The 13606-nt window shown below is 63.1% G+C and carries 15 protein-coding genes; 5 read left to right on the forward strand and 10 right to left on the reverse strand.

Annotated elements, in window-relative coordinates:
* Positions 1-153: 153 nt before the first annotated feature.
* From DS839_RS07315 to cysQ, 3 genes are all read right to left on the reverse strand, one after another.
* Positions 154-1026, reverse strand: a complete 873-nt coding sequence (locus DS839_RS07315) for a hypothetical protein (protein WP_119269644.1) — start codon at positions 1024-1026, stop codon at positions 154-156.
* A gap of 86 nt (positions 1027-1112) precedes the next feature.
* Complete coding sequence (locus tag DS839_RS07320) at positions 1113-1703, reverse strand: DUF1134 domain-containing protein (RefSeq protein ID WP_119269645.1); 591 nt, start codon at positions 1701-1703, stop codon at positions 1113-1115.
* 193 nt (positions 1704-1896) lie between these two features.
* Positions 1897-2694 carry a 3'(2'),5'-bisphosphate nucleotidase CysQ gene (gene cysQ / locus DS839_RS07325; protein WP_119269646.1) on the reverse strand — a complete coding sequence of 266 codons (798 nt, stop codon included), beginning with the start codon at positions 2692-2694 and terminating at the stop codon, positions 1897-1899.
* Between the two features lie 105 nt (positions 2695-2799).
* On the opposite strand from cysQ, the gene chpT reads away from it, so the two are divergent.
* Positions 2800-3456 carry a histidine phosphotransferase ChpT gene (gene chpT, locus DS839_RS07330; protein WP_119269647.1) on the forward strand — a complete coding sequence of 219 codons (657 nt, stop codon included), beginning with the start codon at positions 2800-2802 and terminating at the stop codon, positions 3454-3456.
* 150 nt (positions 3457-3606) lie between these two features.
* Here chpT and ctrA read toward each other — a convergent pair whose 3' ends face one another.
* Complete coding sequence (gene ctrA, locus DS839_RS07335; protein ID WP_119269648.1) at positions 3607-4317, reverse strand: response regulator transcription factor CtrA; 711 nt, start codon at positions 4315-4317, stop codon at positions 3607-3609.
* A gap of 317 nt (positions 4318-4634) precedes the next feature.
* Here ctrA and DS839_RS07340 point away from each other — a divergent pair, with 317 nt between their 5' ends.
* On the forward strand, positions 4635-5030 hold the full coding sequence (locus DS839_RS07340; RefSeq protein ID WP_162918364.1) for a flagellar export protein FliJ: 396 nt from the start codon (positions 4635-4637) through the stop codon (positions 5028-5030).
* Positions 5031-5101: 71 nt separating this feature from the next.
* Here the strand turns inward: DS839_RS07340 and DS839_RS07345 are convergent, their stop codons facing one another.
* The 5 genes from DS839_RS07345 to rsgA form a co-directional block, all read right to left on the reverse strand.
* Positions 5102-5830 carry a sulfotransferase-like domain-containing protein gene (locus DS839_RS07345; RefSeq protein ID WP_368911304.1) on the reverse strand — a complete coding sequence of 243 codons (729 nt, stop codon included), beginning with the start codon at positions 5828-5830 and terminating at the stop codon, positions 5102-5104.
* Positions 5827-6762, reverse strand: a complete 936-nt coding sequence (locus tag DS839_RS07350) for an aminotransferase class IV (protein WP_368911306.1) — start codon at positions 6760-6762, stop codon at positions 5827-5829. The genes DS839_RS07345 and DS839_RS07350 overlap by 4 nt, the downstream gene beginning before the upstream one ends.
* Positions 6759-8660 (reverse strand): monovalent cation:proton antiporter-2 (CPA2) family protein, encoded by a 1902-nt coding sequence (locus DS839_RS07355; protein ID WP_119269650.1) that lies wholly within the window; start codon positions 8658-8660, stop codon positions 6759-6761. Before DS839_RS07355 ends, DS839_RS07350 begins: the two co-directional genes overlap by 4 nt.
* The gene (locus DS839_RS07360) at positions 8650-9270 is read right to left on the reverse strand and encodes an NAD(P)H-dependent oxidoreductase (RefSeq protein ID WP_119269651.1); all 621 of its coding nucleotides are present in this window, start codon (positions 9268-9270) and stop codon (positions 8650-8652) included. The genes DS839_RS07355 and DS839_RS07360 overlap by 11 nt, the downstream gene beginning before the upstream one ends.
* A gap of 105 nt (positions 9271-9375) precedes the next feature.
* The gene (rsgA, locus tag DS839_RS07365; RefSeq protein WP_119269652.1) at positions 9376-10431 is read right to left on the reverse strand and encodes a ribosome small subunit-dependent GTPase A; all 1056 of its coding nucleotides are present in this window, start codon (positions 10429-10431) and stop codon (positions 9376-9378) included.
* A 345-nt stretch (positions 10432-10776) separates the two neighbouring features.
* Between rsgA and DS839_RS07370 the strand changes: the two genes are divergently transcribed.
* Both DS839_RS07370 and DS839_RS07375 read left to right on the forward strand, forming a co-directional pair.
* Positions 10777-11517 (forward strand): TylF/MycF/NovP-related O-methyltransferase, encoded by a 741-nt coding sequence (locus tag DS839_RS07370; protein ID WP_119269653.1) that lies wholly within the window; start codon positions 10777-10779, stop codon positions 11515-11517.
* 30 nt (positions 11518-11547) lie between these two features.
* Positions 11548-11898 carry a TfoX/Sxy family protein gene (locus DS839_RS07375; protein WP_119269654.1) on the forward strand — a complete coding sequence of 117 codons (351 nt, stop codon included), beginning with the start codon at positions 11548-11550 and terminating at the stop codon, positions 11896-11898.
* Positions 11899-11914: 16 nt separating this feature from the next.
* On the opposite strand, the gene sciP is transcribed toward DS839_RS07375, so the two are convergent.
* Entirely contained in the window at positions 11915-12193 is a 279-nt protein-coding gene (sciP, locus tag DS839_RS07380) for a CtrA inhibitor SciP (protein ID WP_119269655.1), read from the reverse strand.
* A 208-nt stretch (positions 12194-12401) separates the two neighbouring features.
* Here sciP and mnmA point away from each other — a divergent pair, with 208 nt between their 5' ends.
* The gene (mnmA, locus tag DS839_RS07385) at positions 12402-13589 is read left to right on the forward strand and encodes a tRNA 2-thiouridine(34) synthase MnmA (RefSeq protein ID WP_119269916.1); all 1188 of its coding nucleotides are present in this window, start codon (positions 12402-12404) and stop codon (positions 13587-13589) included.
* Positions 13590-13606 lie beyond the last annotated feature (17 nt).

The raw sequence follows: 13606 nt of genomic DNA on the forward strand, positions 1-13606 counted from the left end.
GGGGAACTGGCCTTGGGGATGGCCAGCGTCAAGGGAACGCCTCAGAGCTGGAAAGGTTGCGCCGGCCATCTGCTGGCGCCACAAATTTTGTCACCGACGGAAAGGCCCTGCGGCAACCTCATATGACGTAACGTCATCGAGGATTAAGCCCGGTCAGCGTGTGATCGTTTTCTGCAGCGCCTTGATTCGCTGGGCGAGGGAAATGACATTGCCGGCAAAAGAGCGCGATTGTACCGAGCGCGCCGGCTTGGGTTCCGGGCGGATCTCGGCGGCGGGCGCGGCGGCGCCATTGACCGCCTCGGGGGCGGGCTCGTCCCTCATCATCGCCGGTTCGGCGGCGATGCCTGCTTCGGGTTCGACAACCGTTTCCGCCGTCGCCGCGGCAGCCTGAGGGCGCTCGTCGAAGCCGAGCTCGGCGAGCTTCGCCGGCCAGGCCTGATCGAGGGCGCGCATTTCGGCGGCGAGCTTCTGGCTCTCCTCGCCGGCTTCGGCGAGCCTGTCCTCGATCGGCTGAGTCTTGGCCTGAAGCTTCCAGATCCTGCTCTTGAGGGCGGCGATTTCGTCAGCCTGCTGATTGATTTCGCGGTCCTGCGCCTGCAGCCGCTCGAGCGTCGCCGATACCGAGTCGGTGCGCTGGCTGATCAGGCCCTCATAGGTCGCGACCTGCTCCTCGAGGCGGGCGATCTCGCCGCGCAGGCCTGCATCCACCTTGTCGCGCTGGGCGAGGTCCGCGGCGAGCATCTCGATGCGGTTGCGATGACGTGAGACCTCCGCGGCCTGCTCGGCGAGCTTGGCTTTCACCTCGCCCATCCGCACTTCGAGCTTGCGCGCCATCATGGCATTTTCCGCCCGCATGCTGTCGCGCTCGGTCTGGAGTTCGGAGACGGTGCCCGGCACCTTGCGCTGCATGCGCCTGGCCCCCAGCCTGACGCCGGAACGCCAGGCGGCGCGCCCCAGGAACAATGCGATCAGGCTCGCTACCGCGAAGCCCAGGCCGAACCACAAGATCGTCTCAAGCTGAGACATGAATCCTCTGCACGCTGCCGCTCTTCCCGCCTAGCATAGCGTGTCGAATGTGGCGGTGCGACGGTTAAATCGACAGAGCAGGGGGATCAGAACGGGTTCCAGGTGGGCTCTTTCGAATATTTGAGATAGCCCACATTGGCGCCGAGCCGCGCCCCCACGCCGGTACGAATCGGGGCCAGAATAATGTCCCTATTCTTCTGGAAATTCACACCGAGCCCGCCGACGAAATAGGCCGACCCCTCTACGCCGCCGAAGCGCTCATCATAGATGTCGCCCGGCGTCGAGGAATTATAGACCAGCACCAAGGCGCGCGAGCCATTGCCGCCGAAATCGAAGCCGATGGAGGGGCCTTGCCAGTAGATCTTATAGCGCGGGCCGTTCTTGTAGTAGATCACCCCTTCGCCATAGCGCAGGCCGCCGACGATCGCGCCCGATCCTTCCTCGCCGACAATATAGGCCGTAGGCTCGCCCTGGCTCGAGAACACATATTCGACCGCTTCGGCAACGCCGCGCGTGGTCTTGCCGAAGAACTTCTGTCCGGCCAGGACGATTTCATCGGATGAATAGGTCTCTTTGCGCCTGGTGGCGGCAGCGACGGCGGTGACACCTGCCACGCTCGCCGCAAGACCGAACCCCAGAAGCCCTAAAGCCTGGCGCCGGTCGATAAATTTGCTCATGACAAAACTCCTCAGCACGTCCTGAAACCGGTAGTTCCCGCGAGCGGCTACCTCTCTATCCGAACTGCCTGAATCCCACCTGTTGACGGCGACTCTAGGGACAGCTTGTGGCAGCTTTGAGTCGCGGATTCGGGCCGCCCAAAGTGGCGTTTTTTTGGTTAACAGGCCGCTAAAATCGCCGGCGTCATCTTGGTCAGGCGCCGCGGGCGATGAAGGCCGGATTGTCATAGCCGCGCCCGGCCTTGCCATAGGTCAAGGGCTCGCCGGTTTCGACCTCGACATGGCCGCCGGCCGCGCTCAGGACGGCATGGCCCGCCGCCGTGTCCCACTCCATGGTGCGGCCGAAACGGGGGTAGAGGTCGGCCTCACCCGACGCCAGGAGGCAGAATTTGAGCGAAGACCCGGCGGAAACGATCTTCTGCACCTTGAGGCATTTGAGATAGGCCTCGGTGCGCTCGTCACGATGCGAGCGGCTGGCGACGACGATCGGACCCGCGGCAGAGGCCTTGCGGGCCTCAAGCGCCTGCCAGCCGAGGGCCGCAACATCCGTCTCCGCCTCGATGCGAGCCTCGAAGGCGCCCGATCCGGTCTCGCCGCAGAAGATGCGCCCCAAGGCCGGCGCCAGAACGATGCCGGCTACGGGCATCGCCTTGTCGATCAGCGCGATATTGACGGTGAACTCACCGTTACGGCTCAGGAACTCCTTGGTTCCATCGAGTGGATCGACCAGATAGAAGCGGCCGGCCACCTCGGGGATCACGCCTGCGGCCGCGGCTTCCTCGGAAATGACGGGTATCGTCGGATCGAGCAGCTTGAGGCCTGAAAGGATGATCTTTTCCGCCGCCTCATCGGCCTCGGTGACGGGGGTCAGGTCGTTCTTCTGGCGCGCGATGACGGGGCTTGCATAGATCGTCATGATCTCGCGGCCGGCGGCCAGAGCGAGGTCGGCGAGCGCCAGGAGGCGCGGCGAGGGGGAGGTTTTCGACTGCATGATGGCGCCGCTATGCCCGCCCCAAGGGCGATGGTCAATGCGGAATTATTAGGCCCGATCTGGTACAAGAAGGGCTGCGAATCATTCCCGGGAAAAAGTCAGCCGATGCATCAGAGCCATTTGAGCGATCTCGATCTTGCCGCCCTTCTGTGCAGCCGCGTCTGTCACGACGTCATCTCGCCGGTAGGCGCCATCACCAACGGGCTCGAACTGCTCGAGGTCGAGGACGACGAGGCGATGCGGACCATGGCGATGGACCTGGTGCGCAAATCCGCGAAGCAGGCTTCGGCGAAACTGAAATTCTGCCGCATCGCCTTCGGTGCCGCTGGCTCGGCCGGCGCCATCATCGACATGGGCGAAGCAGGCGACGTCGCCAAGGCCTTCGTCGGCGAGGAGAAGATCAAGCTCGACTGGCAGGTGCCGCGCGAGAACCGGCCCAAGCAGCAGGTCAAGCTCCTGCTCAACATGATGCTGATCGCCATGGGCTCGATCCCGCGCGGCGGAGTGGTGAAGGCGGAAGCGATCGATGGCGGCTTCGCGGTGAGGGCAAGCGGCGAAGGGGCGAAGATCTTCGAGAAGACCGACCAGGTGCTGAAAGGTGCGGCGGCGCTCGAAGAGATCGATGCCAGGCTCATCCAGCCCTATTACACCAAGCGCCTCGCCGAAGCTGCCGGCATGCCGCTCTCCCTCACGCTCGACGGCGCCGATGTGGTGGTGAGCGCCATCGCCGATATCGCCAAGCCGATCGCCGCGACGGGATGATCACCAATCCACGGGACAAGTGAACGCAAGAAAAATCCCGGCACCTTGCGGCACCGGGATCTACCAACCCCTTCTGCTCCCCAGCGAAACTCTATGACTTGCGCATGATCTTTTCGGAAAATCGGTATCCACTTTTCCGGATCATGCGGCTCATGCGCTCTCGCGCATGTCGTCGTCTTCCTGCGGCGCGCCTTCGCGCAGCACATAGCCGCGGCCCCACACCGTCTCGATGAAGTTCTTGCCGCCCGCGGCGGTGGCAAGCTTCTTGCGCAACTTGCAGATGAAGACGTCGATGATCTTGAGCTCAGGCTCGTCCATGCCGCCATAGAGATGGTTCAGGAACATCTCCTTGGTGAGAGTGGTGCCCTTGCGCAGCGAGAGCAACTCCAGCATCTGGTACTCCTTGCCGGTCAGATGCACGCGCTGGCCGCCGACTTCGACGGTCTTGGTATCGAGATTGACGAGCAGGTCGCCGGTGGTGATGACCGACTGGGCATGGCCCTTGGAGCGGCGCACCACGGCGTGGATGCGCGCCACGAGCTCGTCCTTGTGAAAGGGCTTTGTCATATAATCGTCGGCGCCGAAGCCCAGGCCGCGCACCTTGTCCTCGATGCCGGCGAGACCCGACAGGATGAGGATGGGCGTATTCACCTTGCTGACGCGCAGCGTCTTCAAGACCTCATAGCCCGACATGTCGGGCAAATTGAGGTCGAGAAGGATGATGTCGTAGTCATAGAGCTTGCCGAGATCGACGCCCTCTTCACCGAGATCGGTGGTATAGACATTGAAACCTTCCGACTTCAGCATCAGCTCGATGCTTTGGGCCGTCGCTGTATCGTCCTCGATCAGCAGAACTCTCATGCGTATCCCCTTCATCCGCCCCGGACTGCGACGTTTCGGCTCGCGGGACCGAGCGCCCCTGGCCGTGAAACGGTCAGTTAACGTTGATCGTTAACATACGCCCGGAAAGGTTAACAAAACCTAATACAGCTGATTCAAGACCCACCGTCTCTCACACCCGAAAGCCCGGATTTACCCGGTCTTAAGGTTACGCGCCCAAGATAGGCATCCGAGGGGCGAATCTTCAAACTAGTTGATTCGTGCCTTCATGCCTAGGGAAAGCCCCGGGAATCCTGAAGGTTTTGCCGGGCGCCGTGTGTTGAGTAAAAGAGGGATCTATGCGTTCGTCACGAGAAACGCTTCTCAGGCTGCACCGCTTCCGGACCGAGGAAAAACGGCGGCAGGTCGCCGATATAGAGACGATGATCGTCGATCTCATGCGCAAATATGACGATCTCGACGCCCAGATGAAGATCGAGGAACAGCGCACCGGCGTCAGCGACCCCGCCCATTTCAACTATTCGATGGCGGCCAAGTCGACCCGGGGCCGGCGCGACAATATCCTCAAGACCGTGGGCGACCTCAAGGACCAGCAGGCGGCAGCCCAGGCGCTCTTGCAGGAAGAAGAGACGGAATTGCGCAAGCTCGAACTCCTGGCCGAGAAGGAACTCGACCACCGCCCCGCTTCACGGGGCGTGCCGACCGGCTTCGCGCCGCGCCAGGCAGTGAGCTGATCCGCAAACCGCGCGTGTGACCGCCCCGGCACGCCATACCACCGGTTTCGCCAAAGAGTCCGATATAGACGCTAGAGCTTGTGTTTGCGCAAGTGCTCGTAGAAGGGGCGGGCCTCATCGGCTATCCGCGCCAGCGCGGTGTTGAGCTCGACGGCGCGCGTCTGCGGCTTTGCGAAGCCGGTCGACTCCCACACCGCATTGTACCAATGCGGCGCCCAGACGCCGTCGAAGCTCTTGGGCCCCTTGGGCCAGGACAGCATGTGCTCGACAAAGGCAATGCCGCAAGATTCGCAAAGCCGCGTGAGAGTACCGCGCGGATCCGCCAGCACGTCATCGGCATCGACCACTGCCGGGGCGCGGCCGAGATGGTCGGCGACGACATCGAAGATCTCCGCCTGCTCGACGAAGCCGATATCGCGCAAGGTGACGTCCGACCATTTCTTCGTGTAGCTCGCGAGCACGCGCTCGGGCCTGCGGATGAGGAAGGCATTTGTCAGCCGCAAGACCCAGGCGCGGTCGAAGCCCTTCAGCATGTGATGCGTCATGTGCTTCTGATAGAAGACGGTCTTGCCTTGAGGCGCGGCTGCAAGACATGAAGCGACGAGGCTTTCCCAATTGCTGTCATAGGCGGCGATGATCTCCTCGCGCATCGGATGGTTATTGCCATGGGTCAGAAGCGAGAAGGCGTAAAAGGGCTCGTCCCAGACGAAGCAATCGGGGCGATTGCCGAAGGAATACATCATGGCGGTCGAGATGTTGCGCGGCCCCGACCACATGGCGATGGTGACAGGCCTGGTCACAGCGCGCGTTTCGCCTCGCGCTTGGCCAGTGTCTTGTAGAGATCGGTCAACTTTGCCGTCATCGGCCCGATGCCCGGCCAGTCGCCCTTGGGCTCAAGCGGATGGGCGACGCTGCGGCCATCGATCTCGCGCACCGGGACGAGGCCGGCGAAGGTGCCGGTGACGAAAGCCTCATCGGCGCCATAGACGTCATAGAGCGAGAACTGCTTCTCGAAGACGGGGATGCTGTTCTCCTTGCAGACGCGGATGACGGCCCCGCGGGTGATGCCCGGAATGCAGTATTGTCCGCTCGAGGTCCACACTTCCCCGCGCCGGACGATGAAGAAATGGGTCGAATTGCAGGTGGCGACGAAGCCCAGGGGATCGAGCATCAGCGCCTCGTTGGCGCCGGCATTCATCGCCTGCACGCAGGCGGTGATGCAATTGAGCTTCGAATGCGAGTTGAGCTTCTGGTCCTGCACATCGGGCGCGCCGCGACGCACATTGACGGTGTGGAGCTTCAGGCCCTTGGCCACCACTTCGGGCTTGGGCGCCTTCCATTCCGGAATGATCACGACGGTCGGAGGTGAAATGGTGGCGCGCGGATCCTGATAGGGGGTCGCCTTCACGCCGCGCGTCACCATCAGGCGGATATGGACACCGTCGGTCATCTTGTTGGCGTCGAGGCAGGCGAAGATCCGCTCCACGAGCGCCTGGGGCTCAAGGCCGATATCCATGAAGATGGCCTTGGCCCCTTCATAGAGCCGCTCGATATGCTCTCTAAGGAAGGCGATGCCGCCATCATGGACGCGCAGGCCCTCCCATACGCCATCGCCCAGGACGAAGCCCGAATCGAAGACCGAGACCATGGCCTTGGCGCGCGGATAGAGCTCGCCATTGATCGAGATCAGGATGTTCTCGTTGCGCGGATCGACCTTGAACTCTTGCGTCACGATGCGGCTTTCTCCTCTTGTTCGGTCATGCTGCGCGGATCCTGTTGCGCTTCAGGCACGGTCCCCCAGGGCCGGTCGAGCAAAAATTCCGGCGGCGGAGACTGATCGCCCGACAACACGCGCTCGATCTCCGTCTGGGCGGCGCGCGAGATGTCGATGATCGTGTCGATGTCGCCGGCATGCCGGGCGGCGCGGCGCATGAGCGCCTCGTCATGCTTGCGGAACAGCCGCAGCGCATGCGCCGCCTCATAAGGATGCTGGCCCAGCGCCACCAGCGCATCCTCGGCCATGGCGAGCGATGAATCGAACACCTCGCGGTAGACATGCGCGACACCGGCATTGAGGAGGGCATAGGCATGGGGGCGGTCGAAGGCCCGTGCAAAGATCTCGAGATGCGGGAAGTTGCGCTGCGCCGTCTCCACGATCTGCATCGTCTTCTCGCGGTCGTCGATGGCAATGACCAGGATTTTCGCATCGGCCGCACCTGCCGCTTCGAGAAGGTCCTCGCGCGAGGCGTCGCCATAAAAGACCTTGAAGCCAAAGCGGCGCAGCGCGTCGATCTGCTCGGCATCGTGATCGAGCACGGTCGCTTTCGAGCCGTTCGCCGCCAGCACCCGGCCGACCGTCATGCCGAAACGGCCATGGCCAAGGATGATCGCCTGCAATCCGGTCTGATCGATGCGATCGGCCTCGCGCTTGGGACCCAAGCTCTCGAAACGCGGCTGGATGATCCGGCTGTCGATCATCATCAAGAGCGGCGCCAGCGCCATGGACAGCGCCACGATGGCGACGAGCAAATTCGCTTCGGCCACGGCGAGGAGGCCCAGACCTGCGGCAAAGGAGATCAGCACGAAGGCGAATTCACCGCCTTGCGCGAGCGAGAAGGAAAACAGCGAAGCGCGCGGCGGCTTCATGCGCGCGAGGCGCGCGATCGCATAAAGGACCCCGAGCTTGATCAGGACGAAGGCGAGCACGGCGCCGATGATCAAAGCCGGGGCCGAGGCGACGAGCTTGAAATCGATGCCGGCGCCGACGGCGATGAAGAACACCGCCAGAAGCAGGCCCTTGAAGGGCTCGAGATCCATCTCGAGCTCGTGGCGGTATTCGCTCTCGGCGAGGAGCACGCCGGCGAGGAATGTGCCGAGCGCCGGCGAGAGGCCGACAGTCTCCATGAGGAGGGTGATGCCGACCACGAGCGCGAGCGCCAGCGCCACGAAGATCTCGCGCAAGCCGGTCATGGCGATGAGGCGGAAGAACGGGCGCATCAGATAGCGCCCGGCCAGCACGATGAGCGCCACGGCGGCGAAGACGATGAGCGCCTGCTGCCAGGCCGGCAGGCTCGACAGCATGCTCTCGCCGTGAGCGGATGCGGCTCCATTCATGGCGAGCACCGGCAACAGCGCCAGGATCGGGATGACGGCGATATCCTGGAACAGGAGAACGGAAAACACCGCCTGGCCGCCCGAGGTCTTGAGCTGCCGGCGCTCGGCGAGGCTCTGCAGCACGATGGCGGTCGACGACATGGCGAGGATGAGGCCGATGGTGAGCGCCGTCTTCCATCCGGTGCCGAAGGCCATCGCGGCGAGAGCGAGGGCGGCGGCGGTCCCCACCACCTGCAGGCCGCCGAGGCCCAGAATGGGCTTGCGCAAGGTCCACAGCTTCGATGGCTGCACCTCGAGGCCGATCAGGAACAGCATGACGATGACGCCGAATTCGGCGAAATGCAGCACGTCCTGGCCTTCGCTGCCGACCAGCCCCAGGGCCGCCGGGCCGATCAGTATGCCGGCGATGAGATAGCCCAGCACCGAGCCGAGGCCGAGGCGGGTGGCGATCGGCACCGAGATGACGGCGGCGGCGAGATAGATGAAGGCCCCGAGCAGGAAAGCGTCAAGTTGCATGGCGTTTCTTCTGCGGCCGTTGGTTCGTGAAGGCAAGCGGCAGGGAATAACCCTTGGCCAGCCGCGCCAGCGGGTCGATATGGCCGTCGCGCAGGCCTTCGATGAGGCCCTGATAGTCGCTGGCCCTGAGGGCAAGATCCTCGGCCGTCAACCAGCGGCCGGCGAAGACGGTAAAGGGTTCGAGATAGGCCATGCCGCATAGATGCGCCGACTGGTTGTAGGGATTGAGCAGCTCGGCGATCTCGAACCGGTTGCGGCCGTGGCGGCGATAAGCGGCCTCGACACCCCCCGTCGACAAGGCGTTCATCAGGAACTTGCCGCTGAGCTTGTCGCCGCCCGGCCCATAGGCCCAGCCTAGCGCCAGAACGAGGTCGAGCCACTCCTTGATGATGGCGGGCGCCGAATACCAGTAGAAGGGATGCTGCAGCACGATGAGGTCGTGCTCGAGAAGAAGCGCCTGCTCATAGGCGACGTCGATGGTGAAGTCGGGATAGGCGGCATAGAGATCGTGGAAGGTGATGCCGGCGAGATCGCGCACCGCATCGGCGAGAACGCGCTGCACATGTGAGCTGGAAGGGCGGGGATGGGCGAAAAGGATGAGGATTTTCATGAAGCTCACTAAGATAGTGCCAAGGGCGGCGGGAATCAAAGAGCCGATGGTGCTGACAGGACCGGTCGGCGGCGGGGGCCAGGATCGGAGCCAGGTGACTGGATTTCACGGCTCGCGCCGCCGGTTCTTCTCCTTCATCACGCTTTTCACCATTTTGCCGAAGGAGCGGTCGCGGGCGCGCCGTTCGGCGAGGCTCTCGCTATTATAGGCGTCCTCGGCGAGGAGCTTCCGCCAGCGCCGCAAGCGCTCGGCCTCGATATGGCCTTGGGCCAAGGCGGCCACAATCGCGCAACCGGGCTCGCTTTCATGCCGGCAATTGCTGAAGCGGCAGGTTTGCGCCAGAGCGACGATGTCGGCGAAGACGCCGTCGAGCCCTGAGCTCACATCGGTGAGCTGCAATTCGCGCATGCCCGGCGTGTCGAGGAGCCAGCCGCCCGCGCTCAATCGATGCAGGCTGCGGCCGGTGGTGGTGTGGCGGCCCCTGTCGTCATCGGCGCGGATGGCTTGCGTCTCGATATGGGTGGCACCCGTGAGCGTATTGACGAGTGTCGATTTGCCGACGCCGGAAGAGCCGACGAAAGCCACCGTTTGGCCGCGCTTGCACCAGGGCTTGAGGCAGGCAGCACTCTCCTGGTCGAGAGCATTCACCGCCTCGACCAGGAGACCGGCCAGAAGTTTTCCCGCGTCGCGCACGAAGTCCTCCGGCCGATCGGTCAGGTCGGCCTTGGTCAGGACGACGACCGGCGTCACTTGCGCTTCCTCGGCGAGGACGAGATAGCGCTCGAGCCGCGCGAGGTTGAAATCCTGGTTGCAGGACGAGACGATGAACAGCGTGTCGACATTGGCGGCGATGAGCTGCAGCCGCCGTGCCGTGCCGGCGGCGCGGCGCTTGAACAGGCTCTTGCGCGCGAGGAGACGCGCGGCGCGGATTCGTGCCGCATCGAGGAGGAGCCAGTCGCCCACCGTGGCGGTGGCTTCATCCTCCTCAGGATCGGCGGTGAAAGGCGGTATGGCGAGGTCGAGACCGACGCCCGTGACGAGGAGGCGGTCGCGATGGACGGCCATCACCCGGACAGGCGGGCGGGTTTCTTCAGGATCGAGCTCTTGGGCGAAATGGTTGCTCCAGCCGAGATCGGCGAGGTCGAGGATTTGCGATGTCATTGTGTCTGCCAGCATCTGTGCCTTGTGGGCACGAACAAACGAACGGCCGCTGCTCGAGCAGGAGCCGGGTTCGGGCTGGACTGAAAGCGGAAGAAGCGCGGCTAGGGCGCTATCCGGATTTCTCCAGCCTATGGGACACCGCGACAATCACAAAGACCTCCTTTCCTGATCACGAAGCATTTCCAGTATAGTCGGGCGGAAGACTGACGAAAATGGGGCAAATCATGAATAAGAAACGCAGTCCGCGCGACGCAGCGCCATCGCCCACGATCTAGACAATATTCGGTTCTAGAGTTTCCTGGTGAAGGGGATCCCCCGGGACGGCGAGAGAGTCACGGAGGAAAAATGCTGCACGTACAACGTATCAAGCGTTACCTGAACCGGATTGCGGGCCCAAATGCGCTGTCATCCGTGGCGAAGGTCGAGACGCGCGACTTGCTGGCGCGCATCCGCTCGAGCAAGCTCACCTATCTGTCGGACCGCAAGCTTGCCAGCCTGGCCAATACCTGCAGCGCCATCGAAGAGGCCAGATTGCCCGGCGCCTTCATCGAGGCCGGTTGCGCGCTCGGCGGTTCGGCAATTTTGATTGCGACGGTCAAAGATTCCGAGCGTCCGTTTTTCATCTATGACGTGTTCGGGATGATCCCGCCGCCGACGGCGGAAGACACACGCGATGTCCACGATCGCTATCAAACCATCGTGGAAGGAAAATCGGTCGGAATCGACGGCGACAAATATTATGGCTACCAGGATAATCTGTACGACGTCGTGCAAGGCAATCTGCGGCGCTTTGGAATAGAGCCCGAAGAACAGTCCGTGGCGCTCATCAAAGGTCTGGTGCAGGATACGATGCATATCGACCAGCCGGTGGCCTTCGCTCATGTCGATGTCGACTGGTATGAGCCGGTGTCGACCTGCCTGCGGCGCATCTTCCCCAAGCTTGTCGAGGGCGGCAGCATCATTCTCGACGACTACCATGATTGGGGCGGCTGCCGGAAAGCGACCGATGAATATCTGAGAGAGATCACCGGCCGGTTTTCGCTGGACGATTCCGCAGGCTCGATGAAAGTGACCAAGGTGAAGTGAGCTTATCGAGGTGTTCTTATGCCTCAAAGTATGGCGGACGGAGACGCGCTGGCGGTGAGGCTCCGCGCCGCCCTTCCCGCCAAGGGCTTGAGCGAGCGGAAGATGTTCGGCGGCGTCGGCTTCATGCTCAATGGCAACATGATCGCCGGCGCTTCGAAGCGCGGGCTACTCCTGCGTGTCGGCAAAGAACGCTACAGCGAAGCTCTGGCCCGCTCAGGTGCCCGTCCGATGGAGATGCGAGGCCGGCCGGTCGAAGGCTATGTCCGGATCGATCCCGGTGGCCTGACCGATGCCGCCTTGCTCGGCTGGCTCGCCTTGGCGCGCGCTTATGTGGAGACGCTGCCGCCCAAGGTGCGCAAGCCGCCAGGCCGATCCCGATAACATTCTCTTATAGGATTTATTGCCTGTATTGCTGGATGCGGGTGGTCCGCAATCCTGCCAGGCCGTGCCTGTCGATCGAGCGCTGCCAGCTCAGATATTCCTCGACAGTGAGCGTATAGCGCTCACAGGCCTCTTCCAGGCTCAAGAGCCCGCCCCGGACAGCGGCCACGACCTCCGCTTTGCGGCGGATGACCCAGCGCTGATTTCCGGGGGGTGGCAAGTCCGCAATGGTCAACGGACTGCCATCGGGCCCAATGACGTAGTTCACGCGGGGACGCAACTGACCGTTGTTCATCACCTTACTCGACTGGGTACACACACTAACGACCCGTCCAAGACTAGGTGGGTTCACTTAAAATTGGGCTAAGCAGTTCCGAACAATTTGCAAATCTTCGCGGGCGACTGCGTCAAATCAGGACAAATCGGGACAAATCCGGCCAAATTCGACGTTTACAATGGGAAGCGAAGCCGCCATCTATCCGCCCATGAGCCAGATCGACCCCTTGACCCTCAATGTGCGCCGCTCGATCGGCCTCGCCGGCGACCCCGCCCGGACGCGGATCGTCTGCGCCATGTCGGGGGGCGTCGACTCTTCCGTGGCGGCCGCCTTACTCAAGCGGGCGGGCTATGACGTGGTCGGCATCACCCTCCAGCTCTATGACCATGGCGAGGCGGTCAGGCGCAAGGGCGCCTGCTGCGCCGGCCAGGACATCCATGATGCGCGGCGCGTGGCGGCCCAGCTCGGCATCCCCCATTATGTGCTCGATTTCGAAAGCCGTTTCCGGGAAGCGGTGATCGATGACTTCGTCAACAGCTATGTCGCGGGTTTCACCCCGGTGCCCTGCATCCGCTGCAACCAGACGGTCAAATTCGCCGATCTCCTGGCGCGCGCCCAGGAACTCGAGGCCGAGGCGCTGGTCACCGGCCATTATATCGAGAGCCGGCCGCGCCCCGACGGCTCAGGGCACCGCGACCTCTTCACGCCGGCCGACATGGCGCGCGACCAGAGCTATTTCCTCTTCGCCACCACGCAGGAGCAGATCGACTATCTGCGCTTTCCCTTAGGCGCGCTGCCCAAGAGCGAGACGCGCCGCATCGCGGCCGAGATCGGGCTCGCGGTGGCGGACAAGCCCGACAGCCAGGACATCTGCTTCGTGCCGGAAGGCCGCTATGCCGATCTCATCACCAGGCTCAGGCCCGATGCGGCCGAGCCCGGCGACATCCTGCATGAGGACGGCCGCCGTCTCGGCCGGCACAAGGGCACGGTCCATTTCACCGTCGGGCAGCGGCGCGGGCTCGGCATCGCCGAGGGCGACCCGCTCTATGTGGTCAAGATCGATTCGAAAAAGCGCCAGGTCATTGTGGGATCCCGCGCGTCGCTGCTGCGGCATGACATCGCCCTTGCCCAGGTGAACTGGCTCGGGGAGGTGCCGCTTGATTCGCGGCCGCAGCCGGTTTTCGCCAAAATCCGCTCCACCAGAGCGCCGGTCGCGGCCGAAATCCGCCAGGGGCCGGAGGGCGCCATTGTCAGCATCGCCGAGGGCGAATATGGCGTATCGCCCGGACAGGCTTGTGTTCTCTACGAAAATACCGGGCCGGGGGCCCGGGTCCTGGGCGGCGGCTTCATTGCCCGCAGTTTTCCCCCCAAGGAAAATCGGAGCTTGCCAGAAGCACTGTCCATGGTCACATAATCGGGGAAATGGGAGCA

Source organism: Taklimakanibacter deserti (assembly GCA_003574785.1).

What these genes read in the sequence shown, in the direction of transcription:
- DS839_RS07315 (WP_119269644.1), bottom strand. Translation starts at nt 1,026, where the DNA reads ATGTCTCAGCTTGAGACGATCTTGTGGTTCGGCCTGGGCTTCGCGGTA.
- DS839_RS07320 (WP_119269645.1), bottom strand. Translation starts at nt 1,703, where the DNA reads ATGAGCAAATTTATCGACCGGCGCCAGGCTTTAGGGCTTCTGGGGTTC.
- cysQ (WP_119269646.1), bottom strand. Translation starts at nt 2,694, where the DNA reads ATGCAGTCGAAAACCTCCCCCTCGCCGCGCCTCCTGGCGCTCGCCGAC.
- chpT (WP_119269647.1), top strand. Translation starts at nt 2,800, where the DNA reads ATGCATCAGAGCCATTTGAGCGATCTCGATCTTGCCGCCCTTCTGTGC.
- ctrA (WP_119269648.1), bottom strand. Translation starts at nt 4,317, where the DNA reads ATGAGAGTTCTGCTGATCGAGGACGATACAGCGACGGCCCAAAGCATC.
- DS839_RS07340 (WP_162918364.1), top strand. Translation starts at nt 4,635, where the DNA reads ATGCGTTCGTCACGAGAAACGCTTCTCAGGCTGCACCGCTTCCGGACC.
- DS839_RS07355 (WP_119269650.1), bottom strand. Translation starts at nt 8,660, where the DNA reads ATGCAACTTGACGCTTTCCTGCTCGGGGCCTTCATCTATCTCGCCGCC.
- DS839_RS07360 (WP_119269651.1), bottom strand. Translation starts at nt 9,270, where the DNA reads ATGAAAATCCTCATCCTTTTCGCCCATCCCCGCCCTTCCAGCTCACAT.
- rsgA (WP_119269652.1), bottom strand. Translation starts at nt 10,431, where the DNA reads ATGACATCGCAAATCCTCGACCTCGCCGATCTCGGCTGGAGCAACCAT.
- DS839_RS07370 (WP_119269653.1), top strand. Translation starts at nt 10,777, where the DNA reads ATGCTGCACGTACAACGTATCAAGCGTTACCTGAACCGGATTGCGGGC.
- DS839_RS07375 (WP_119269654.1), top strand. Translation starts at nt 11,548, where the DNA reads ATGGCGGACGGAGACGCGCTGGCGGTGAGGCTCCGCGCCGCCCTTCCC.
- sciP (WP_119269655.1), bottom strand. Translation starts at nt 12,193, where the DNA reads ATGAACAACGGTCAGTTGCGTCCCCGCGTGAACTACGTCATTGGGCCC.